The organism is Alkalilimnicola ehrlichii, assembly GCF_003399765.1.
Classification (GTDB): domain Bacteria; phylum Pseudomonadota; class Gammaproteobacteria; order Nitrococcales; family AK92; genus AK92.
Genome location: NZ_NFZV01000012.1, coordinates 97,244 through 121,187, shown reverse-complemented (window position 1 = coordinate 121,187; position 23,944 = coordinate 97,244). Strand labels below are relative to the sequence as shown.

General features: G+C 57.5%; 16 protein-coding genes. 6 read left to right on the top strand and 10 right to left on the bottom strand.

Annotated features, from left to right (window positions below; translation table 11 throughout):
• Window positions 1–34: 34 nt before the first annotated feature.
• The 3 genes from CAI21_RS12740 to CAI21_RS12730 all read right to left on the bottom strand — a co-directional run bounded on the left by CAI21_RS12740 (window position 35) and on the right by CAI21_RS12730 (window position 2,938).
• Window positions 35–781 (bottom strand): alpha/beta fold hydrolase, encoded by a 747-nt coding sequence (locus CAI21_RS12740; RefSeq protein ID WP_116302639.1) that lies wholly within the window; start codon window positions 779–781, stop codon window positions 35–37.
• An 11-nt stretch (window positions 782–792) separates the two neighbouring features.
• Window positions 793–1,770: an isopenicillin N synthase family dioxygenase gene (locus CAI21_RS12735; RefSeq protein ID WP_116302638.1), complete on the bottom strand. Its 978-nt coding sequence runs from the start codon at window positions 1,768–1,770 to the stop codon at window positions 793–795.
• A gap of 244 nt (window positions 1,771–2,014) precedes the next feature.
• A complete protein-coding gene (locus tag CAI21_RS12730; protein WP_116302637.1) occupies window positions 2,015–2,938 on the bottom strand; it encodes a LysR family transcriptional regulator in 924 nt (307 codons plus the stop codon).
• 147 nt (window positions 2,939–3,085) lie between these two features.
• On the opposite strand from CAI21_RS12730, the gene CAI21_RS12725 reads away from it, so the two are divergent.
• Window positions 3,086–3,682: a hypothetical protein gene (locus tag CAI21_RS12725; protein WP_147305108.1), complete on the top strand. Its 597-nt coding sequence runs from the start codon at window positions 3,086–3,088 to the stop codon at window positions 3,680–3,682.
• Window positions 3,683–3,746: 64 nt separating this feature from the next.
• Here the strand turns inward: CAI21_RS12725 and CAI21_RS12720 are convergent, their stop codons facing one another.
• The 7 genes from CAI21_RS12720 to CAI21_RS23900 are packed head-to-tail and all read right to left on the bottom strand — an operon-like array spanning window position 3,747 to window position 12,122.
• Window positions 3,747–4,598, bottom strand: coding sequence for an ABC transporter permease (locus CAI21_RS12720; RefSeq protein ID WP_258867976.1), 852 nt, complete (start codon window positions 4,596–4,598; stop codon window positions 3,747–3,749).
• Window positions 4,595–5,707 (bottom strand): ABC transporter permease, encoded by a 1,113-nt coding sequence (locus CAI21_RS12715; RefSeq protein ID WP_116302635.1) that lies wholly within the window; start codon window positions 5,705–5,707, stop codon window positions 4,595–4,597. Before CAI21_RS12715 ends, CAI21_RS12720 begins: the two co-directional genes overlap by 4 nt.
• A complete protein-coding gene (locus CAI21_RS12710) occupies window positions 5,700–7,253 on the bottom strand; it encodes an ABC transporter ATP-binding protein (protein ID WP_116302634.1) in 1,554 nt (517 codons plus the stop codon). The genes CAI21_RS12715 and CAI21_RS12710 overlap by 8 nt, the downstream gene beginning before the upstream one ends.
• On the bottom strand, window positions 7,253–8,302 hold the full coding sequence (xdhC, locus tag CAI21_RS12705; RefSeq protein WP_116302633.1) for a xanthine dehydrogenase accessory protein XdhC: 1,050 nt from the start codon (window positions 8,300–8,302) through the stop codon (window positions 7,253–7,255). Before xdhC ends, CAI21_RS12710 begins: the two co-directional genes overlap by 1 nt.
• Window positions 8,299–10,635 carry a xanthine dehydrogenase molybdopterin binding subunit gene (gene xdhB, locus CAI21_RS12700; protein WP_116302632.1) on the bottom strand — a complete coding sequence of 779 codons (2,337 nt, stop codon included), beginning with the start codon at window positions 10,633–10,635 and terminating at the stop codon, window positions 8,299–8,301. The genes xdhC and xdhB overlap by 4 nt, the downstream gene beginning before the upstream one ends.
• A 28-nt stretch (window positions 10,636–10,663) precedes the next feature.
• Window positions 10,664–11,509 (bottom strand): FAD binding domain-containing protein, encoded by an 846-nt coding sequence (locus tag CAI21_RS24900; RefSeq protein ID WP_258868949.1) that lies wholly within the window; start codon window positions 11,507–11,509, stop codon window positions 10,664–10,666.
• The gene (locus tag CAI21_RS23900) at window positions 11,478–12,122 is read right to left on the bottom strand and encodes a 2Fe-2S iron-sulfur cluster-binding protein (protein ID WP_220348157.1); all 645 of its coding nucleotides are present in this window, start codon (window positions 12,120–12,122) and stop codon (window positions 11,478–11,480) included. The genes CAI21_RS24900 and CAI21_RS23900 overlap by 32 nt, the downstream gene beginning before the upstream one ends.
• A gap of 681 nt (window positions 12,123–12,803) precedes the next feature.
• Here CAI21_RS23900 and CAI21_RS12690 point away from each other — a divergent pair.
• From CAI21_RS12690 to CAI21_RS12670, 5 genes are all read left to right on the top strand, one after another.
• Complete coding sequence (locus CAI21_RS12690; protein ID WP_116302631.1) at window positions 12,804–13,538, top strand: helix-turn-helix transcriptional regulator; 735 nt, start codon at window positions 12,804–12,806, stop codon at window positions 13,536–13,538.
• Window positions 13,539–13,756: 218 nt separating this feature from the next.
• Window positions 13,757–14,548, top strand: coding sequence for a serine O-acetyltransferase (gene cysE, locus CAI21_RS12685; RefSeq protein WP_116302630.1), 792 nt, complete (start codon window positions 13,757–13,759; stop codon window positions 14,546–14,548).
• Window positions 14,549–15,098: 550 nt separating this feature from the next.
• Window positions 15,099–17,468: an efflux RND transporter permease subunit gene (locus CAI21_RS12680; RefSeq protein ID WP_147305107.1), complete on the top strand. Its 2,370-nt coding sequence runs from the start codon at window positions 15,099–15,101 to the stop codon at window positions 17,466–17,468.
• A gap of 120 nt (window positions 17,469–17,588) precedes the next feature.
• The gene (locus CAI21_RS12675; protein ID WP_116302628.1) at window positions 17,589–19,709 is read left to right on the top strand and encodes an AMP-binding protein; all 2,121 of its coding nucleotides are present in this window, start codon (window positions 17,589–17,591) and stop codon (window positions 19,707–19,709) included.
• On the top strand, window positions 19,706–23,935 hold the full coding sequence (locus CAI21_RS12670; RefSeq protein ID WP_116302627.1) for a non-ribosomal peptide synthetase: 4,230 nt from the start codon (window positions 19,706–19,708) through the stop codon (window positions 23,933–23,935). Before CAI21_RS12675 ends, CAI21_RS12670 begins: the two co-directional genes overlap by 4 nt.
• Window positions 23,936–23,944 lie beyond the last annotated feature (9 nt).

The following is a 23,944-nucleotide window of genomic DNA, read 5'->3' as shown; positions in this document are numbered from 1 at the left end:
GGTCTAGCAGGATGTGTGCCATGAACGATTCCGCTCAGGCCGTTTCGTCGACAAAAGCACTGAGGCAGGCCGCGAGTTCCTCCGGCATCGCCAGTTGCGGAGCGTGGCCGCAGGGAAGCGAGGCGACTGTGGCGCCGGGAACCAACGCTTGCATACGCCGCTGCGCGGTTAAGACCACCGACCGGTCGGCTAGAGCCTCGATGTACAAACGCGGCAACCGTCCGAACCGCTCAGCCGTCCAGTAAGGCTTGGCAGCGCGGGCTTTTTCCGGTTGCGGAACAAGCCGCGTAGCGGCGGCAATCGCCAATTTGGCCGGCACGTCGTGAAAGAAGATGTCGCAGGCGGCACGCACCGGAACGGTGCTGATACGGCGGTCGGCTGCCCACTCAAGGTGCGGCCCGATTCCTGCGGCCGCCGGCTCCTCTTTTTGCAGTTCCCGAGTGATGTCGGCGAAGCCGGCGTGACTCGGCAACATCATGCCGGCGACAAAAGCAACGCCGTTGACACGCGCGGGAATGGTCTCGGCGACTTGAGTGGCAGTAACGCCGCCGCCGGAGTGGCCGACGAGGACTATTGGGCCGGGTAAAGTCTCGATGACGTTTACAACGTGGCGTACATAATGCTCCAGCGTCACGTCCGCGGCCGGTATGCCGTCGGCGCCGTTGCCGGGCAAATTGACGGCCTGTGTTTGCACGCCCTGGGCTTGAAGGTGGGGCAGTAGCCGATCCCACACCCAACTACCCGCCCAGGCGCCATGTATCAGAACAGCGGTTGTCGCCATGCGATGTATCCTCAGGCGTAGGTAAGGCGGTACCGATCGCGCATATGCTGCTCCACCGTCGTCGGCGGATAGTGGGCGGATTCGCCTGGGGCGAGGCAGTTAGGGATGCATTCGACCAAGTGATCGGGAGCGCCGCTATAGAAGAACGGCACGGAATAGCGCTCCCGGCCCGACGTGTTGATGACGCGATGTAAGGTTGAGCGGTAGCGGTTATTCGTCCAGCGGGCGATCATATCGCCTAGGTTGACGACGTAGGTGCCAGGAATCGGGGTTGCCTGAAGCCATTGCTCGTGGCGCTGATCCCAAACCTGCAAGCCGCCGTTTTCGTCTTGTAGCAGTAGTGTGATACCGCCGAAATCGGTATGTGCACCGCAGCCTTTCTCGTCGGTTGCGGCTTGTGCCGGCTGCGGTGGGTAATGCAGCAGCCGCAAGATCGCCAATGGATCGTGGCAGAAGTCGGCGAAGTAATCTTCCGGCAGCTCCAGCGACAGGGCAAGGCCCTGCATGATCAGGGCGCTCAGCTCAAGCATCGCCGCGTAATAGTCTTCCATTGCGGTACGGAAGCCGGGGACGTCTGGCCACTGGTTCGGCCCGTGGTTGAACTTGCCGGCGAGCACACGCGGATCGTCTTCCGCCAGCTCTTTGCCGATATAGAAACCTTCCTTTAGATCCGGTGCGGCGCTGGGTTCTAAGGTTTGGCCGCGTAGGGGCTCATAGCCGCGGTTAGCGCGCGAACGCGCTTTGTCGACGGCAAGTTTTATGGCAAGCGGTTGTTCGAAGAAGCTTTGGGCGGTGTCGAACACGGCTTTTTGCAGCGTGTCGGGAATACCGTGATTGGCGATATAGAAAAAGCCTTTATCGAGGCAGGCGGCGCGCATAGCCTCACCGACGGTCCGCCGTGCCCAAGGATCGGGAGCCCGCAGACGGGAAATATCGATGACGGGCAAGGCGGCCTGATCAGCGTATTGCGCGTGTGGTGTCGTGGTCATGCGGACTCCGGTTAATGACGGTATCCGCTCAGTTTGCCCCGTGTTTTGCGGACGCAAAAGCAGAGAATATCGAGCGCCCCGATGCCAAAAGGCATCGGTGGTGGGAGTGAAATTAGTTGATTTATCGCGTTTTGGTGGGAATGTGCTTGTGAGGTTTATACCTAGTCGCTATCGCCTGTAGCGATGCATAGGGGGCCTCCTGACGGGCCCCGCTTTCTAAATCAATCGCGCGAAGCGCACGCAACTACCCATTGTTCATTTCACGCTCGCCAATTTGCTCAGCCAGCAGGCGGGCAAACGCGTCGACCGCAACGGGTAGGGCGCGCTCGGCGCGAACGTACACGCCCAGATCGCTATAGATAGGCGCGTTAGCGATGAGCGGGATGTGGACCAGCGTGCCGGCAGCGAGTTCGCGCTCGATGCCTATGCGTGTCTGAAAGGCGACGCCCATACCGCGTAATGCTAATTCCTTACTCAGTTCCACCGAACTGCTCTCGATAGCGCCACGACTACCGCCGACGGCATCGAGCGTGCGTTTTAATAAGTGGTAGATCGAGAGCTCCGGTTTCGCCAGAATTAAAGTGTGCTCGGCGCAGGTGGCGAAGCGAACTTCCGCAAGCCCGGCTAACGGGTGGTCCGGTGCGACCACGGCACCAAGGCGAAAGCGGCCTACCGCAAGCTGTCGCAATTCGTCGGTACGCGGCAAGGCGAACGCTAGGCCAAGGTCGGCGGTGCCGCTTGCTATCGCGTTGGGGATGGCTTGCGAGCCCATGGTCGCCACACCCAACGTGACCTTGGGGTACTGCTCGCGCATGGCTTGAATAACCCGAGGTAGCAGGTCATGGGTAACGCCTTCGACCGTGGCGACTTCGACATGTCCGGTGCGCAGCCCTTTCAGCGCATCCAACTCGGAGCGCACGCGTTCGGTATCTTGCAGCACGACAATGGCATGGCGGGCGAAAATCTCTCCGGCGGCGGTGAGCTTGAGGCCGCGCGGCAAGCGCTCGAACAAGGGGGCGCCGATTTCCTCCTCCAGTTTGAGTATCTGTCGGTTGACGGCCGAGGAGGCGACGTTCAGGCGGCGAGCGGCTTCTCGAATCGAGCCGGCTCGCCGTACGCTGTCGAAGTAGACGATGGCCGGCGCGTGAATGCGTAGTTTTCGGGTCATTTTCGAGTCTATGATGAAAGTGTTCCTTATAGGGAATAGGGAGTTAGATCGATTAACGTCAACGCTTTTACCCCGCCGCTGGTGTTGTTCGGGGATATGGCTGTTGGTTTGCCGCCATCGATTGCACCCGTTTTTGATCGGGTTGCCGTGACTGCAATCGATGAGCCTTTAGCGGCCGACTGGGTCTGTGCCGTTGTGGCCGACGACAGCGCCGCCATTGAGCGGGCTAGACGTTGGTTGGTGCGACAGCGCGAACAGAACACCTTGTGCTTGCTTGTGGCATCGACCGCCGCTTGTGCTCGGTTGTCGGCGCAGGTGGATGCTTACTGCGACGATGTTGCTGTTGGTCCCGACTTCTTCGCCGCTTTAGAAGGCACCGCTTATTTGCTTGCCGAGTCTGGAACGGTTTGCGTTGAGCCGGAAGATATTCGCTATGCCTTGGCCGATGGCGGGCGGACGGTTGCGGCCAGTGTCGAGTGCCCCGATTGCGAGGATGTCGATGCCTGCATCGGCGCGCTCTTCGCAAGCTTAGCGCGTCGTGGCTGCCGGCCGCAGCAGGCGCGGCGTGCCGTTGTGAGTATTCTCGGCACAGATGTCGGCTCGGCCGACTTCGGGTGCATCCAGTCCGCGTTGCTGGACTGGATGCACCCGGATGGCACGCCGGTCGTGGGCGTGCGTGCCGGTTGTGCCAGATCCCGCCTATGGCATATCCGCGCCTTAGTGCCTCTCTTGCCTCAAGATTGAGGGTGAAAGGGTTTTCCTAAGGCCATGGGGCGGTTGAGTAAAATCGTGTTGGGGTTACGGCAGATCAACACCAACAGATAATGGTTGCTAAGTAAGGCAACATGGAAAGGAACTCGGCCGGCACTTTAATTCCTAGGGCCTGACTGTGAAATTGTAAGATGGTCACGCCGCCGAATAGATAAGCGCCTAATAATACTCGCATCGGTTTCCAGGTGGCGAACACGACCAGCGCCAGCGCAATCCAGCCGCGTCCGGCTGTCATCCCTTCAACCCACATCGGCGTTATGGCTAAGGCGAGGTAAGCGCCGCCGAGGCCGCTCATCGCTCCACCGAATAACACCGCTAAATAGCGAACACCGAGCACCGAACGGCCGATGGCGTGAGCGGCCGCCGGTGCCTCGCCGACGGCGCGGAGCATTAGGCCGGGACGCGTGCGCGTCAGAAACCAATAAACAGCGGCTAGCAGCACGAACGACCCGTAGATCAGCAGATCAAAGGTGGCCAGTAACGGCCCAAGTAGCGGAATGTCGCTGACCAGCGGTATCGCTAAAGGCTTGAGTCCATCTAAGGAAACGCCGATGTAAGCACGGCCAATAAATGCGCTTAAGCCTAAGCCGAACAGGGTAAGCGCCAAGCCTGTGGCGACTTGGTTGGTTTGCAGGCTGATAGTGAGTACGGCGAAAATCAGGGCCATCGCCATACCGCCGGTAATGCCGGCTATAAAACCCAGCATCAAGTTGCCGGTGGTCACCGCGCCGGCAAAGCCGACGATGGCGCCGACCAGCATCATGCCTTCTAGTCCGAGGTTGAGGACGCCGGCACGTTCTGTGACTAATTCTCCGAGCGCGGCATACACTAGCGGCGTCGCGGCGGCAGCGGTACTTGCCAGGATTGCGATCATTAATTCCGTGCTCATACGGCCTCCGACGGTGAGGTTGTAGAGGAAGTCGCGGGCGCTTCGGCGGCAGGGGGTTGGACTTTTTTCAAGCGGAAATGGATGAAAAGATCGGCGGCCAGGAGATAGAACAGCAACAAGCCTTGGAATAGCCCCGTGATCGCGCTGGGTAGGCCGAGCTCTAGTTGAGCCGCTTCCCCGCCTAGGTACAGCAAGGACATCAGCAGGCTAGCCAGCAGCACCCCTAGCGGGTGCAGACGGCCCACGAAGGCGACGATAATGGCTGCGAAGCCATAGCCGGAGGAGACTGCCGGTTGCAGTTGTCCCAATGGCCCGGCGACTTCCGCCACACCGGCAAGCCCCGCGCTGCCGCCGCTGATTAATAGCGCGAGCCAGACGTTACGCTTATCGCTGAAGCCTGCGTAGGCCGCAGCAGCCGGCGCTTCGCCGCTCACCTGCATGCGGAACCCTGCCGTCATTTTTTGGCAGAAGAACCAGGCTAGAACCACCAATAACAGGGCCAGGATGAAGGCGGCGTTGGTACGAAGGCCGTCGAATAGCAGCGGCAGCATCGCGGCCTCATGGAACATGGCCGACTGCGGAAAGTTGAATCCGAACGGGTCGCGCCAAGGGCCGTTGACCAAGTAACGGAGAAGCAAATAGGAAACATAGACCAGCATCAGACTGACTAAGATCTCGCTGGTATTAAAGCGCGTTCTGAGGAAGGCGGGCACCGCCGCCCAGGCCATACCGCCTGCCACGCCGGCAAGCAATACCAAGGGAAGCAGCCAGAACGCGTTAACGCCCTGGAAGTAGAGGGCGACCCCGCCGCCGGCGATGGCGCCGATGGTAAGCTGGCCGTCGGCGCCGATGTTCCAGACGCGGGCGCGAAACCCGATGGCGAGCCCGATTCCGCACAGAATGAGCGGCGTGGCTTTGAGTAGCCACTCGCCGATTCCGTAGAGGCTGGTTAACGGATCGATAAAGAAGATATAGAACGCGTATAAGGGCGGTTGCCCCATGATGCTGAAAATCACATAGCCCGATACCAGCATCAGAACGGCCGCCATCAGCGGCGAAGCGAACATCATCTGCCGTGAGGGCTCGGGTCTCGGCTCCAGTCTAAGCATGGAAAATCTCCACGGGGTCTTCCGTCGCGGGTATCGCGGTTTGGTCGCCAAACGCGCCGCTCATCCAAAGGCCAATTTGCTCGATACTGGTCTCGCGGGTCGGCACGGTCGGCGAGAGGCGGCCGTCCGCCAGCACAGCGATGCGATCGCTGAGAGTGAGCAACTCTTCCAAGTCTTCGGAGACGACGAGGACGGCGACCCCTTCGTCGCGCAGGTCGAGCAGGGCCTGCCGGATCAAGGCGGCGGCACCGATATCGACACCCCAGGTGGGTTGCGCGACGAGCATGACGGTGGGGGAGAGTAGGGTTTCCCGGCCGACAATGAACTTTTGTAAGTTGCCGCCGGAAAGACTGCTGGCGATCGCCTGCTCGCCGCCGCATTTCACCTTGAACCGGTCAATGATGCGGCGGGCGAACCGGCGCAGCGCGGGATAGCGGATTAAGCCCTTTTCGGTCAGGCCCTGTTCGCTGCCGGTGAGCAGCGTATTCAGACTGAGCGAGAGCGAAGGCACGGCACCGCGCCCGAGACGTTCCTCCGGCACGTACCGAAGGCCCAGGCGGCGCCGCTGCGCGGCATTCAGCTTGCCGGCGGCTGTGCCGCATAAAAAGACGCTATCGGCCGCTGTCGTCCGCTCGCCGGAAAGCGCGGACAATAGTTCTTGTTGTCCGTTGCCGGATATCCCGGCGATACCGACGATTTCGCCGCTACGCACTGCGAGCTCGATATCCTCTAAGGCCGTGCCGAACGGGTCGCTACTCGGTAGTTGTAGCTGCTTGACCGACAGCCTCGTCTCGCCCGCAGTTCTGGGCTCCCAGTGGAAGCGGGGTAATTCCCGTCCGATCATGAGCTTAGCGAGTGATTCCCGAGTCTCTCGACGCGGGTCCACGGTGCCGGCGAGCCGACCGTTACGGAGCACGGTAGCGGTGTGGCACAACTGGCGAATCTCATCGAGCTTGTGACTGATGTAGACGATACTGCAACCTTCCGCCGCCAAGCGGCGGAGGGTTTCGAACAGCTTTTGTACGGCTTGCGGCGTCAGTACCGAGGTGGGTTCGTCCATGATGAGCAGGCGCGGCTTTTGTAGCAGGCAGCGTACGATTTCCACCCGCTGTCGTTCGCCGACCGACATCGTGTGCACCGGACGATGTGGCTCGACAGGCAAGCCATACTCTACCGATACCTCGGTTATCTGCCGCGCGAGTTCCGCAGTCGGGGGCGGTTGATCGAGGGCGAGGCTGATGTTCTCGGCGACGGTGAGCGTTTCGAACAGCGAGAAGTGCTGAAACACCATGCCAATACCGAGCGCGCGGGCCTGCGCCGGTGAATCGATGGTTACCTGGCGATTGTCCCAAAGCATTTCCCCGGTGTCTGCTGCGACCACGCCGTAGATGATTTTCATCAGCGTACTTTTGCCGGCGCCATTCTCGCCCAGCACGGCATGAATTTCGCCGGGATAAACCCGAAGGTCGATGCCGTCGTTGGCAACGACGGCCGGATAACGCTTGCCGACATTGATCAGCTCTAAGCGAGGCGGTAACTTTTGCATCAGCCTTGGCTCCCCTGCGCGAAAGAGAAGGGTGGCGCGTCGTGCGCGATCAACCATTCCCGTTGTTGGAGTAGTTGGGCCGTGACTGCCGCGGCGATCATCGCCGGCTCCTTGCCGCGGATCCCGGGTATCCCGATCGGGCAGGTAATCCGATCGAAGTCACGCCGGCCATGTCCTAGTCGCGCTAGCCGCTGCGCGAAGCGGGTTGCTTTTGCGCGGGAGCCGATTAGGCCGGCAAAGTCCAACCGCGGTCGTTGGAGCAGGGCATGGCAGATTCGAAAATCCTGCTCGTGATCGTGGGTGAGAACTAAAAACCAAGCGTCGTCAGGCGCCGAGCGCACGAGGCTTGCTGGGTTCTCGCACCATAGCGGGCGTACATTGGGCGGCAGGCGCGCGGGAAGATAGTCCTGCCGGCTATCGACCCAGGTGACGCGAAATGGCAGGAAGCGCAACTGGTAGAGTAACGCCTTGCCAACATGACCTGCGCCGAACAACCAGAGGGGGGTGCGCGCATCGTCCAGCAGTTGCACCAACACCTTTTCCCCTTCGGCCGACTGCGCGACGGTCAAGCTGTCGAAAGCGGTTGTATTAACGTGTGCGACAAGTGCGGCGCCGGCCTCGCCGGTTGCTGCCAAAAGGCGAGAATCCGTGTCTACTAGCGCGCGGCTGCCCCGGCCCGAGAGTAGATACGCCGGTTTTTGAACGCTTAGCCGCTCCGCCGCTGTCCTCACCCACGCGCAGTCCTCGGGACCAAAGCTGTCCCACCACAGGTTGACGATACCTCCACAGCATTGGCCGAGGGCGGAGCTAAGGACAAATCGTTCTTGTTGGCTAGCCCCGTGGTCGATGCGGAGCAGACGCTGCGCGAGGTCGATAGCCGTATACTCTAAGTGCCCGCCGCCAATGGTGCCGAAGGTGCCGTGCCGGTGAATGAGCATCGTCGCACCGACCTCGCGCGGGGCCGATCCCCGGGTGGCGGAGACGACGATGCGAACCACCTGTTCGCCTTCTCGGAGCAGTTGCTCCAACGTTTCCAGCCAATGCGTCATACGGCAACCTCCGCGGCTTCCCCCGGTTCGGCGCTCGTCTCGCAGGCCATAAGTGCACGCAGAACGGCTTCGGGCGTTGCTGGCGCCTGGAGCGCTGTAGCGGCAGCCGGGCCCGCTGCGGCGCCGACGGCATCGCGCAAGGCGTAAAATACCGAGTAAGCCAGCATGAAGGGAGGCTCGCCGACGGCTTTAGAGCGGAAAATGGTGTTTTCCCGGTTCGGAGAGTCCTGCAACAGGCGAATACGGGCATCGCTCGGCCAGTCGCCGATTGCCGGTATTTTGTAGGTGGACGGCGCATGCGTCTTGAGTTCGCCCTTGCTATCCCACCACAGCTCCTCGCAGGTGAGCCACCCAGCGCCTTGCAGAAAGCCGCCTTCGATCTGGCCAATGTCCAGCGCCGGATTAATCGATTGGCCGACGTCGTGTAATACGTCGACCCGCAACATGCGATGCTCGCCAGTGAGCGTATCGATAGCGACCTCGGTGACTGCGGCGCCGTAGGCGAAATAGAGGAAGGGGCGCCCGGTCAGCGTTGTTTGGTCGTAGTGAATTTTTGGCGTGCGGTAGTAGCCGGTTGAGGATAAGGATATGCGCGCGTGATAGGCCTGTTGAACCAGCTCGGTAAAACTAATGGTTTGCCGGCCAATCGTTACGTTGCCGTCGTGGAAGCATACCGCGTCGGCCGGCACGTTATAGTAGTCGCTAGCAAAGGCTATGAGCCGCTCCCTGATAGCGACTGCGGCCGCTTGCGCGGCCTTGCCGTTAAGGTCGCTGCCGGAGGAGGCAGCGGTAGCGGAAGTGTTCGGGACCTTGCTGGTATCCGTGGCAGAAACGCGCACCTTAGCCAAGGGTAAACCAAACTCGCTAGCGACCACCTGAGCCACTTTCGTGAACAGGCCTTGCCCCATCTCCGTGCCGCCATGATTCAGCAGTATCGTGCCGTCGGTGTAAACGTGAATCAGCGCACCGGCCTGATTGAACTGAGTGGCGGTGAAAGAAATCCCGAATTTTAGCGGTGTTAAGGCAATGCCTCGTTTAACCACCGGGCTTTGCGCATTGAACTTGGCAATGGCTTGGCGCCGCGCCAGGTAATCGCTACTACTAACCAGTTGATCGGTAATGAGGTTGAGAATGTTGTCTTCGATAGGCATGCCGTACGGCGTGACGTTGCGTTCATCGATGCCGTAATAGTTCAGCCGCCGCACCGTTAACGGGTCTTTCCCCAGGTGACGAGCGATATCGTCGATAACCGCTTCGATAGCCATCATGCCTTGGGGGCCGCCGAAGCCGCGAAAAGCGGTGTTGGATACTGTGTGCGTTTTGCAGCGATGGGAAACGATGTTGACGTGTTCCAGGTAATAGGCGTTGTCTGCGTGAAACATGGCGCGGTCGTTAACCGGCGCGGAGAGATCGGCGGAATAACCGCAGCGAGAGGCGAGCATGAGGTCGAGCGCTTGGATGCGACCGTTGGCATCGAAACCGACGTCGTATTCGGCCAGAAAATCGTGCCGTTTGCCGGTCATTATCATGTCGGTATCCCGGTCGATACGCAGCTTGGCGGGCCGGCCGGTGGCCGTCGCGACGATGGCCGCCGCGCAGGCAAATAGGGCCGGCTGGCTTTCTTTACCACCGAAACCGCCGCCCATGCGGCGGCATTGGATAACCACGTCGTGTGCTTGTTTGCCCAGGGCGCGACCGACCATGTGCTGGATCTCGCTTGGGTGCTGTGTCGAGCTGTGCACGAGGACACCGCCGTGGTCCTGCGGGATGGCGACGGCAACTTGGCCCTCGAGGTAGAAGTGGTCTTGTCCGCCCATCTCGATGCTGCCTTGTAGGCGTCGTTCGGCTTGAGCCAGGGCCTGTTCGGGGTTGCCTCGGCGTAGGGTTTTGCTTGGCAGTACATAACTCTCGGCGACTAAAGCGGAACGAATATCCAGAATGGCCGGTAAGGGGGAATAGTCGATACCGGCCCGTTGGGCGGCTCGGCGTGCCGCCTCGTAGGAAGTTGCCGCCACCGCGAAGATAGGTTGACCGATATACTGGACTAAATCGTCGGCAAAGATCGGGTCGTCGTGTGCGGGCGAGTAGTTGTTATCGCCAGGCACGTCGGCGGCGGTGAATACGCGGACAACGCCAGGGGCAGAGACCACGGCGCTGAGATCGAGCGCAGCGATATGGCCGTGGGCAATCCGGCTGGTCCCGAAGGCGATGTGTAAGGTGTTTGCGGGCAATGGAATATCGTCGGTGTAGTGCGCTTTACCGGTTACGTGGAGGTGAGCGCTGTCGTGCCGGATCGGTTTGCCGGTAGTGGTAAAGCGTTCGGTGGCGGGCATGAGCGGCTCCTTTTTACCTGTGAGACGTTTAGGCTGTTAGCGTTTGAAGCCGTAGCGGAAGGTCCGGGCTCGCGCTCTCCAGGTAAAAGCGTTGCAGCAAGTTGCCGGCGACCAATCGACGGTATTCGCGACCGGCGCGCATGTCGCTAATAGGTTGAAAATCTCCCTCCAGAGCGTTGATAGCCGTATTGATGGTGGCTTGCGTCCAGGGGTTACCGACCAGGGCGGCTTCTGTTGCTCGAGCCCGTTTGGGGATGGCCGCCATTCCGCCGTAGGCGATCCGTGCAGAGACGACTTTGCCGTTGCTGATAACCACCGCATAGGCACCGCATACCGCCGAGATGTCCTGATCGTTACGTTTCGATACCTTGTAGGTCGCGACTCTGCGGCCGGGGCGGGGGAGAGGGATGTGAACGGCCTCGATGAATTCGCCGTGGGCTAGCGCGTTTTGCTGGTAACCGAGATAAAAGTCGTCCAGCGCTAGCTCTCGACAGTATTCGCCGCGGCGGAGCCTTACACTCGCGCCTAAGGCGAGCAGGATCGGCATGGAGTCTCCAATGGGAGATCCATTTGCGATGTTTCCGCATAGGGTGCCGGCGTTCCGGATCGGCGATGATGCAAAGCGCTGACGTAGCTCGTTAAGCTCCGGGTAATATTCCAGTAAAGTAGAAAAAGCCTTAGCGAGCGGCACCGCCGCTCCTATTCTCAGTCGATCGCCGTCGGCGCCTATGCTCTTCAGCTCGGCGACATTGCCGATGTAGATGATTTTCGGTAGTTCTCTAAGCTGCTTGGTGACCCATAAACCGATATCGGTTCCGCCCGCTAATAAGACAGCGTCGGGATTAGCCGCATAGGTTGTGGCGAGCGCATCCAGTGAGGTCGGGGCACAAAACCCGGCGCTTGGCTCCGCCCCTTCGCGGCCGAATCGATCGCAGGCGCTGAATACGGGCCGGGTTGTGCGGCTCCGCGCGGTGCCAACGCGGCGGATCGGGGTACGCTGCCAGCCCACGGCCGGCATCGATAATGGGGCGATAACCGGTACAACGGCATAGGTTTCCGCTGAGATGTTCGGTGATTGCTGCGGCAGTAATCTGCTCGTGCTTGAGATAGACATCGAGCAGCGACATGACAAAACCAGGCGTGCAGAAACCGCATTGCGATCCATGCTTGTCGACCATGGCCTGTTGAACGGGGTGTAAGGCTTCGCCTTCCGCAAGGCTTTCAACGGTTACGACTTCCTTGCCGTCCAGTGTCGGGAGAAATCGAATGCAGGCATTGACCGCCTGGTAATCGATACGGTCACCGTCCAACTCGCCGACAACAACGGTGCAAGCGCCGCAATCGCCTTCTGCGCAACCTTCCTTGGTCCCCGTGCGGCCGAGGGATTGGCGTAGATACTGTAAAAGTGTTGTTGTCGGCTCAATGTTCCTTACCGTAACGATTTCCTCATCGAGCACAAAGCGAACCGTATGATTTGGGGTGGCCATTTCAGTCGCTCCTCTTTATAAGGCTGCCGGGGGAGAGCCCTTAGAGATTGTCCTAGGGAGGTGTGTGTATACATTAATGGTGCGCGATCAACCTACATGTTGTGCTTGTTTTGCCCCTTATTTGGGCGTTTTTTGATGATAACGCACCATTCTGTCGCGTATTTCGGAAGGCTATGTTGTATACAAAAATCTCCCGCTCTGTGAGTACATTTCCAAGCAGCTTCTATGCCAATCTTGTTATGTCAAGATGGTCGAGGTCGGGCCCACTTCGTCTTGTCGAGGCGCGTCGATGGCGGATATGTGTTATCTTGTAACATTGGAGGGTTAGGGTAAGAGACTATCGCTCGCCAGGGGGCGAGAGGTTTTTCGTTTCCTGCTTCAGTCGGTTTTACGCGGCTTCTAGCATTAGGTTTACTTGAGGTGGGCAGTGCTAAGAAACTGAAAAAGTTAGAAATATATTTGCTTGTAAAGTTAGACTTGAACGCAACGGTAAGTTGAGGAAAGATGATTGCACTTCTGCTTTTTCTTAAGGGTTTTCCGTTCTGCGCGTAATACTTGGTTTTTAGGGGGGTGAGCTATGGAATGGTTGATTGTTCTTTGACTTGCTAGGTTTTGATAGGTGGAGAGGTAACGGCTCAATTGGGGCCTTGAGAGGTCTAGGCGACAGGGCAGGATGCCGTGATGTATTGCCAAGTTTCTAATTTCTTTTACTCTAATGTTGACACCCTTGAGAAGTGCACGAGTTTAGATGAAATCGCCGATGTTTGTCATGCGGTTTTTGCTAATATTGGTTGTCCTGTATTTAAGTATGCATGGATGCCGCCGAGGTACTTAGGCATTAACAAGAAACTTCTTTTTTTCTCCCGGCCTAACGTCAGTTTAGATTCTCCTAACGCGAATTGGATGCGGGAGAATGATCCGAAGATAAAATATTGCGCCCATCATGTTCGTCCGGCCGTTTGGGACTCGGCATTTGTAGATCGCTTCCTTTGCGAGCAGCCGGGAGTGGTGGACGAGGTGCTCGTATTCTGGGAGCACGCTTTCGGTATGGGGATGACGAATTTGATTACCGTCCCGATTCGCGGGACTTCGGGCAGTATAGGAATGTTGTCTTTGGTGAGCGTCGAGCAACATGCCGTCTCTTTCCCTTTTATCGAGGCTTGGGCACATTACCTACAGAATCGTGTCGAGCATCTATTCGCCCAGGCTCAGGTATCCGAGCCTTTGAGCCCTCGGGAGATTGAGGTCTTGCGTTGGGTTATGCTCGGCAAGACAGCCGCTGAAACAGGTATGATTATGTCGATTTCGGAGAATACGGTTCTTTTTCATCTCAAGAACTTAAAACATAAACTTAATGTGGCAAACAAATATCACATGGTGGCGAAGGCGCTTGCTTTAGGCATATTGACGCCCTAGCAGGGTGCTGCAAATATTTTTTCAGCATCCTGCTAGGGCGGCACAGGATGTGCCGTGCATCGAACGAGCACGTCAGTACTTGATTGATGGAGCGCCCTGCGGGGTAGCGGGCCGAAACAAGTCCAGGATGGGCTTTTCCGCATCCTGTTAGTAGGCGGTGCGGTTTGGGAGCCTCTCGTTTTAGGGGTTCCGTGGTCGGTTAACAGGGGAGAGGGAGCGTGAGTGCTACTCAGTGTTCAACCTGGCGAACGCTGCGCGACGAAGTTGAGCTGTTGGCGCAGGAAGAGGCTATTCTTGCGAGCTACTTGCAGGCGACGGTGATTAATCATTCTAGCTTAGAGGCGTCGCTATCCTATCTCCTGGCCAATAAGTTGTCGTCGCCGGATCTTCCGGCGATGAGTTTGCGGGAGATTGTCGCCAAGGCCTTGTTCTCGGCACCGGAGATTCAGTTGGCAGTCCGGTCGGACTTGGCGGCGGCGGTCGATCGCGATCCGGCCGTGCAAGGTTTTGCGGCGCCGTTCTTGAATCATAAAGGGTTTCATGCTCTACAAGCTCATCGGGTGGCTCATTGGTACTGGCGTAAGGGTAGGCTTGCGTTAGCGCTCTACCTGCAAAGCAGCATATCCGAGGCATTCTCGGTAGATATCCATCCGGCGGCGGTTATAGGGCGCGGCGTTTTTATGGACCATGCAACGGCTGTAGTCATTGGCGAGACGGCTGTGGTTGGGGATGACGTTTCTATACTTCAGGGTGTCACTCTGGGCGGAACGGGGAAAGACACAGGAGATCGGCACCCGAAGGTAGGGCGTGGAGTGTTGCTGTCTGCGGGCGCGAAAGTGTTAGGTAACATCCGGCTGGGGGCTTGCTCCAAAATAGGCGCCGGTAGCGTTGTTTTGGCCGATGTGCCCCCGTATACCACGGTAGCCGGCGTCCCGGCCAGGGTGGTAGGGCAGATCGTTGACGACTCCCCCGCGTTGCGCATGAATCAGCAATTAGAGCCGTCGGGTTAGGGAAACGCTGAATGTCTCTTGCCCCTTATGGACCGACTGGCGCGCAGCCGCAAGGCGATGTTCGCAGCCCTTTGTAAAAACTAAAGGCAGCGCGGCCCCGGTCGCAGCTGTCGACCATTCTCAACGTTCTTCTGCGATCCAACCAAACACGTCGTTCTCAACACAGTCGCTGCTAGCGGTTGAGCCGTGCAAGGATGGGGTTGAATTTCATTGCTTGAAGCCCACCTATTAACAGCGTAGTCTCTCCGCTTCTTCGGCCAAAAGCCAATAGCGGTTTTTGTGTCGAACGCCTGCCGTTCGGACGTTCCGGCTTAATTCGCTTTGTTCTCCGATCTCCCTGTATTTGCCAGGGATCGCATCGGGATTTACCCCTGCCTCCGGTTGTAGCCCCCCAAAATGTCGACCTACCAGTTTTGATAGTTGTGGCGCTTGTAGGCTCCCCACTAGTCTCAGTCATTGTTAGATGTCGAACTAGGCTTCGACAACTTCGTTAATGAGTTAGTCACGCCGCATCCGGCGGTTAACAAAGTAACAAGGATGGTGACTCGTGGTGTCTGGAAGAAAACCGTCGGGTTTCTCGAATACGCTCGCCCAACTGGTTGTTGAACATCCTTGGCGGGCCTTGCTAGTGCCGCTGCTTATAGTGTTATTTGCAGTACCGGGTCTGAGAGGTTTGGCCCCAGATTCGACCTACCGCGCCTACTTTCATGAGGATGACCCGTTGCGTCTCCAGGTGGAGTCCTTGGAAAGGCGGTTCGCTAACGACGATTCTGTCGTCTTAATGGTCCATAATCCCGATGGCGTTTTTAACCCCCGTACCGCAAAGCTTTTAGTCGATTTAACGGAAGAAATGTGGCGTGTGCCCGATGTCGTTCGGGTAGAGTCGCTGAGCAATTATCGCTGGGTAGAAGCAGTTGGGGACGATATCGCGGTGGATCCCCTGATTGCGGATGACGGGCCATTCACGGAAGAATTTCTCGGTCCGCGTGGCGAGGCCGCGTTACAGCACGAAATCGTTCCGGAGTACCTGCTCAGTACGGATGCAAAGACCGCGTTGGTTATTGGTTTCGTTCGGCCGGGGGACGAATTGTCGAGCCCGGCTCCCGGCCCTGTGATAGAAGCGGTGCGGGAGATGATCGACCGTCATCGCGATCCCGATCATATTTTCCACATCACGGGGCGAGTCGCGGTAGAGCACGCGTTAATGGAAAGCGCGCAACGCGATATGCAGGCATTTGTGCCTGTTTTGCTTTTCATTATGGCGTTGATACTCATTGCGGTTTTTCGCCGTATCAAAGCGGCGGCGGTCCCGCTGGTGCTCGTTATACTGGCGGTTGTTTCGGCGCTGGGTATTGCCGGTTGGTTGGGCGTGCGAATATCGAACATCACCGCCCTGTTGCCGCAGTTTATGATCGGTATCGGTATTGCGACATCGGTCCACATCCTGAATGCTTACTTTGCCGCACGTCGAAACAATTATTCCAAGCCGGTAGCGGTGCAGCACGCCTTAGCGATTAACGCGGTGCCGACTGTACTTACGGCAGTAACGACGGCGGTCGGCTTCTTTAGCTTCATGACCTCCAACATTATAGCGATCGGCGAGCTTGGTCTTGTGGTCGGCTTGGGGACTATAGCGACGTGGTTCTTGATTTATTTCTTCCTCGGCCCACTACTGGTTCTGCTACCGGAGAGATCCAAAAAGTATCAGGGCGGTAAAGCTCCGCTCGATACTCTGAGTATCGGTCCGCGGTTGCATGCCTACGTCGGTTTTCTCTCCAGTCAGAAAAAGCTGATAGCGGCAGGCTTTGTCGGATTGATCGTTCTGGCCTTAACCGTTGCGATGAATAATCAAGTCAATGCCAATCCGTTTAGGTATTTCGCCGAAGGCCATTGGGTTCGCGATTCGAATAATTTTGCCGAAGAGCATGTGAATGGTGCTCAGGGTATGGAAGTGGTCATCAATACTGGGGTACCGGGCGGAGCGCTGGAGCCGGAATTTTTACGCCAGGTTGAGGCCTATCAAAGCTGGATCGATACCCAAGACGGTGTCGTAAAGACCATTTCAATCGTCGACATCTTAAAGCAAACGAATCGCTCGCTGCACGGAGATGAGCAGAGCTTTTACCGGCTTGCCGACGATCGAGAAGCGCTGTCTCAACTGCTATTCCTCTACACGCTTAATTTGCCGCAAGGGTTGGATGTATCGGATCGCATCACGGCCGAGGAGGATGCCGTCCGCATTAGCGTGAAGTGGACGCTTTATGACTCCGCACTCGCGACCCGGTCGGCACAGCAAATTCTCGAATACGGCGAGGGGATGGGGCTTAACGTCGAAACCACCGGCAAGATGCTGCTGTTCCAGAAGCTTAACGGCTATGTCGTTAACTCGTTCTTTACGTCGATTGGCTTGGCCACGCTGCTTATCAGCTTGTTGATGATCTTGGCACTGCGATCGGTTCGCCTGGGCCTGATTTCCTTGATCCCGAACATTGTCCCCTTGGTGATCGGTGCGGCAGCGTTGGTTGTCGTCGGCAAGTCGTTCGATATTGGCACGGTGGTGGTGATGACGGTGTGCCTCAGCATCGCGGTCGACGACACCATTCACTTCATCAGCGCTTTCCGGCGCGGCATCGTGGACGGTTTGGCCGCGGAGGAAGCCGTCAAGCGGGCGGTTAAGGAAGTCGGACCGGCTATAGCCGTGACAACCTTGGTGCTGGTCTGCGCTTTCGGTGTGTTCACGTTTGCCGATTTCGTACCGAATCAAACCTTCGGATTCCTGGCGATTGTCGTCTTGACGGTGGCTTTGTTAGTCGATTTGACCCTGTTGCCGGTGCTGTTGCTGCTGCTTTATGGCACTCATCCAGCGCGTGCGGTGAGCCAAGCGACTGTTCGGGAACCGGTTGCCGCGGAGGTGCGTTAAGAAGCTTTGACAATTTAAGGATGTCTGAACCTGCTGAATGAGTTGGCCAGAGGGTTCCGGCCAAAGCGCCAAGGCAAGGCCGGAACGAACTAGAGCGAATCGGGTGCAGAGAGGTGAGGGATGACCACGGAAAACTTGTCCATGACGGGCGCAGCGAGCTTAGTTGACTGCGTAAGGCACTGGGCACACAAACAGCCGAATGACTTGTCGTATTGTTTTCTAGATAAGGGGAGGGAGGTCGACTCGTTAACTTTTCGCGAATTAGACCAGCAAGCCTGTGCTTTAGCCTTTCACTTGAACAAACAGGGGGCTTTGGGGGAAAGAGCGCTGCTTTTGTTTCCGCAGGGACTGGATTATCTCCGCGCCTTTTTCGGTTGTTTGTATGGAAAAGTTGTACCCGTCACTACGTCGCCGCCGACTGGCGACCGCCGTGTCGAACGTTTCACGGCCTTGGCGGACGATGCAGAAGCTCGTTTTGTTGTTACGAGCCGCGCAGCCCTGACCGCTTTGGGGTTGAGTGCGCCTTTACCTGGCCTTGAGCGTTTGCAGTGGATCTTTTTAGACGATATCGATCTGAACGCACGTCCGGCCTGGCAGGCGCCCGCGATCGATCGCGAAGATCTCGCGTTTCTTCAATACACCTCCGGTTCTACCGCGAGTCCAAAGGGCGTCATGCTAAGCCATGGCAACCTGGTCGCCAACGAAGCGATGATGCAGGGAACGTTTGGCAATAGCCGGCATTCGGTCTTTGTTTCGTGGTTGCCGCTGTATCACGACATGGGGCTGATCGCCATGGTGTTGTCGGCCTTGTACAACGGCGCCCCCTGTTACCTGATGTCGCCGGAGGATTTTGTCCGGCGGCCGTTGCTTTGGCTATCCGCTATCAGCCAGTACGGCGGGACGGTGACGGCAGCACCGGATTTTGCCTATCGCTTATGTATCGATCGTATCCCCAAGAAAAATATGGCTGAGATCGACCTTGGCTCTATGCAAACCATGCTAAGCGGCGCAGAGCCCATCAGGGTGAGTACGCTAGAACGCTTCGTAGAGCATTTTCAGCCGTTTGGGTTGAATCCGGACGCCATGTTCGCCGGTTATGGCTTGGCGGAATCGTCTGTATATGTCAGCGGCGAATATATCCGAGAAGGTTGTACGCGAAGCTTCGGACGGGCCGCCTTGGAGGCCAACGAGGTGATAGAGTCGGACCGCGATGGGCTACGTTTGGTGTCTTGCGGTCAGGTTGGGGTGGATAGCGATATCCGCATTGTCGACCCGAACACCCGAGCGGAGTTGCCGCCGGCGCGCGTCGGCGAAATATGGGTCCGTAACCCTGGGATTGGGCAGGGCTATTGGCGGCGGCCGGAACAGACGGAAGCGACTTTTGGCGGTTTGTTAAACGGCGGATCTCCCACCGAGCCGTTTTTACGTACTGGCGACCTTGGCTTTATTACCGATGGAAAACTATTCGTTTGCGGTCGTATAAAGGATCTTGTGATCGTTCGCGGGCGCAACATATACCCTGCCGATGTGTCCACGGCCATCGAAGATGCCGTTGATGCGGTAAAGTCGAGGCCAATCGCCGTCTTCGGTGTCGATGTCGATACGCATGAAGAGTTGGTCGTTGCCATTGCGCTGAAGCATGTCGACGATCAAGCGGCACAGCCGCTTATCGCGTCGGTGCGGGGGGCGGTGCGAGAAGCATTGGGTGTCGAACTCGGCGCCGTGCTGCTCGTCAGCAACCAAGCCGTTGCGAGAACGACGAGCGGAAAGATACAGCACCTCCGTGTTAAGGAGGATTTTCTCTCTCACCGATTAGCGCTCCGGGCGCAATGGATGACGCCAACGGTCGAGGCCGTTTGGAGTATGGGGTCGCCTGCATCGGAGCGTATCCAACCGGCATCGAAGTACGCGAATCCCACGCCCGCGACTTCCATTCCCGACCGTGACGTAGTCGTCGAGTTTCTGATCGCCGAAGTGGCAAGGCTTGCCGACTCCCGGGCCGAGGATATATCGCCCGAGGATGGAATGATCCAAAAAGGCTTGGACTCGTTGCGTTTGATGACCTTGATGGAGTCGATAGAAAACCGCTTTAGCGTTGATCTGCGGTTGGCGGAGCTCGCGGATGCTGCAACCGTCGGTGCGTTGGCCGAAGCGATTATTAGCAAGCTGAATCAAGGCAAACGGATTGCGCTCGGGGAGCCCGCCTCCCGCGATAACGCGCTAGAGGAGGTCGTGGTATGAGCGTATCGACAACAACAAACCTTGCTCAACGCTTGTTGAGGGAATTGCAGGACATGGGGGTTAGCCTCTCCGTAGAGCAGGGACGAAACATTCGTCTACGCGCCCCAATCGGTGCGTTGGATGAAGGCTTGGTGAGCGCGGTTAGACAGCAGAAAGCGGATCTCATCGCGTTGTTAGGTCAGGCCGGGTCGCCAGCGCTGGCGGTTAATCCGGAAGAGCGGTTGGAGCCGTTTCCGTTAACGGATATTCAACGCGCTTATTGGCTTGGCCGGCAGAAAGCGTTCGATCTTGGCGAGACCGCTATCCACTTTTACAGCGAGGTGGATACGCAAGGCTTAGATATCGAACGTTTGGAGCGAGCCTGGAATAAGGTTATTCAGCGTCACGATATGCTGCGTGCCGTCGTCAATACAGCGGGCGAGCAGCAGGTGCTTGCCGTCGTCGACCCTTACCCGATCGAAGTGCACGATTTACGTTGTCTTGCGGCGGACGAGCGGCGCGAGATTCTAGCTGCCAAGCGCGAGCAGCTATCGCACTCGGCACGGACGACCGATGATTGGCCGGGGTTTCTCATCGAAGTTGCGCGGCTGGACGATTGTACCTCGCGCTTATACATCAGTGTTGATTTGTTGCATGTCGATGGCGCGAGTTTACTCATCGTCTTCGAAGATTGGGCGCGTTTTTATGACGACGAAACGTTATCTGCCGCGCCACTTGAGTTGACGTATCGCGATTATGTTCTTGACGAGGCGCGCCAGCAGAATTCTGCCCGTTATCAGGAGGATTTAGCCTACTGGCACGAAGAAGTTCGCCGATTACCGCCGGCGCCGGCATTGCCGACGCTGCCGGAGGCCGACGGTGGGCGCTTTGCCAGGCGCAGCTTTGAGCTTAGCGAGGCGGATTATCAACGGCTGCGGAGTCGTGCAGCATCGCTTGGCGTGACGCCGACGATTTTGATCATGATCGCCTTTGCGGAGGTGATCAGGCACTGGAGCAAGGACTTATCGTTTACCCTCAATGTCACCTTGTTTAACCGTCTCCCCGTTCATCCGGACGTTAACAAGTTGGTCGGCGATTTTACGTCGATGATCTTGTTAGGCATCGATCATAAGGAAGGGGAGACGTTAGCCGAAAAAGCGGTTCGACTGCAGGCAAAACTATGGGGGCACCTGGACCATCGTACGGTTAGCGGCGTCACGGTACTTGGCGAGCTGAATAACTATCTAAAATCCGGTTCGGCAACGGTTATGCCGGTGGTGTTCACAAGCTTACTGGATCTGAAAGGTCAAGGCTTCTCGCTCGATTGGCTGGATAAATTCGGCGAGGTTGCCTACACGCTCACCCAAACGCCCCAGGTATATCTCGACCATCAAGTTAGAGAAACGGCTCGCGGTAGCCTAGAAGCCAGTTGGGATTACATCCCGGCGATGTTTCCGGACGGCATGATCGAGGCCATGTTCTCTGCCTATGAAAAGTTGCTCGGTCAGTTGATCGGTAGCGAAGCGCTATGGCAATCGACGGCCTTATGCTATACCCCGGAAGAGCAACTTGCGCAGTTCGCTATGGTGAATCAAACCGAGCGAGTTTTTGCCAACGGCAGCGAAACGCTTTATAGCCTGTTTTTGAAACAGGCCGCACAGCGAGAAGCCGAGCCGGCATTAATACACTCGGAGCGCAGCATCAGCTACGGCGAGCTGAAACACGCGACTGCCGTCTTGGGGGAGCAGTTACGAGGGTTCAACGCCGGCCCGAACGACATCGTTGCCATCCTATTGCCGAAAACCTGGGAGCAGGTTGTGGCCGTACTGGGTGTCCATGCATCCGGTGCGGCTTACCTGCCGATCGATCCGGAGCAGCCGCCGGCGAGAGTTCGTTACTTTCTAGAGAACAGCGAAGCCGTGGCTTTAATCGCTCAGCCCGAGTTATTGAGCGATCTGGAGTTACCGGAGGGTTTGCCAACGCTTACTCTGGATGACGAGTGGTTCGACACGGCGCAGACAAAGGCAGCGACATCGTATCCGTCGGCGTTACCGGAAAACCTATCGCATGTTATCTATACGTCCGGGTCGACGGGGGCGCCGAAGGGCGTCATGGTCGAGCACCGGAACGTCGTTAACCGACTGTTGGATATTAACGAGCGTTATCGGATAGGGCCGAACGATAAGATTCTTGCTTTAACGGCCTTGCATCATGACCTTTCCGTTTATGACATCTTCGGCATGCTGGCAGCCGGCGGGCAAATTGTTATTCCCGATGCCCCACAGAGGAAAGACCCTGCCCATTGGTTAGATCTTCTAGGTAAGCACCAGATTACGCTCTGGAATTCGGTTCCCGCATTCCTGGATATGTTACTGGACTTTCAGGACGAGCACGCGGGCGCGAAAGCAGCCGCAACACTGCCTTCGTCTTTGAGATGGGTCATTTTGGCGGGAGATTGGATTCCCGTGACCCTACCCGAGCGGCTGCGTCGATACCGGCCGGATATACAACTCGTGGCATCCGGTGGGCCTACCGAAACGACCATTTGGGACATTTTCTATCACGTAGATGTGGTTGACCCGTCTTGGAAAAGCATCCCGTACGGCAAGCCGTTAACGAACAGCCGCTATTACATTCTGAATAAGCTTCTTAAGCCTGTGCCTGTGTGGGTGCCCGGAGAGATGTATATCGCCGGAGCCGGTGTGACACGAGGCTACCTGAACGACCCGGAAAAAACGGCCGATAAATACATTATGCATCCGGACACGGGGGAGCGGCTCTATCGTAGCGGCGATTTGGGCCGTTGGTTGCCGGACGGCACCATCGAGTTCCTCGGACGAGACGATTTTCAAATCAAAATACGCGGGCAGCGTATCGAGTTACCGGAAATCGAGCATACGGCGAGAACGCATCCGGAAGTCAAACACGCCATTGCCGATGTCTTCGAGCGGGGTGGGCAACAGAGCCTGGTGCTGTTCGCTGTTCCGCACAGCGAGGGTGCAGACATATCGCACGAGAAGCTCGCCGCCGAGGAAAACGATTTTGCCGAAGGCGGAGTGGAGATAACCGACCCGGCCGAGCGGCTTTTATTCAAAATGCAACGGCTTGGCATCCGCCAATTCGATAGCGGATCGAACGACGAGGTGCAACTGTCGCCGGCGGCTGCCCTGGCCGGTTGGAAAAGCCAGCGAGTCTTTCAGCAACAGCCGGTCTCCTTGACCCAGTTCAGTCGCTTCCTGGGACTTCTGGCCTGTAGACAAATAGGCGAGTCGCCGAAGTACGACTACGGTTCGGCCGGAGGCTTGTATCCGGTCCAATGCTATCTCCATGTGAAACGGAACAGAGTCGAAGGTGTCGAGGAAGGGTTCTATTACTACGATCCCGTACGCCACGCCTTAGTTGCTCTGGAAGCGGGTCCGCTCGACGAGGATATTCACTACTCGCATAACCGAGAGGCAGCCGCCTCGGCGGGGTTCTCAGTATTTCTCGTTGGCGACCTGGAGGCGATTGTTCCTCTGTACGGCGCTTTCGGGCGCGATATGTGCCTACTCGAGGCGGGTGCGATGGCCCAGTTGCTGCGTTCGCGCGCCGGCGAGTTTGGTATAGGAGTCTGCCAGCTAGGAGATCTCTCTACCGATCCGATAATAAAAGCCTGCCGTCTCGGCGAGCGGCACGCTTTTCTAGCGAGCTTAATTGGCGGTGGCATAGAGCCTCGCGAGGAGGCAGCCGTCGCCAGCACACCGACGAAAAATACTGAAGACTTTCGCTCACGACTTAAAGCCTATCTCCAAGAACAGTTGCCTTCGTACATGATACCGGCCCGGATCGTGTCGTTACCGGAGTTGCCGTTAACCGCTAACGGCAAGGTGGACCGAGCGCTACTGAGGCAACGGGCGGAGACAGTGGAAGCGACTCCGGCCGCTCAGGCAGTGCCGCCCGCCAACGAAATAGAAAGCGTCATTGCGGCTGAGTTGCAGACGCTATTAGGCGTTAGCGAGGTGCAGGTTACCGATAATTTCTTCGATATCGGCGCCACCTCGGCATTGCTGGTGAAGTTGTATCACCGCATTTGTCAGCGGCTGGAGCAATCGTTTGCATTAATCAACGTATTTCAACATCCGTCGGTCCGTTCTTTGGCGGACTTTATTGGTACTCAGGGGGATGGCGATAAGCCGTCTCGCTCGGCTAGTAAGGCGAGGGCGCAAAAACGGCTCCAACGACTGAAATCCTCGTCGAGTAAAGCATAGGTGAAACAG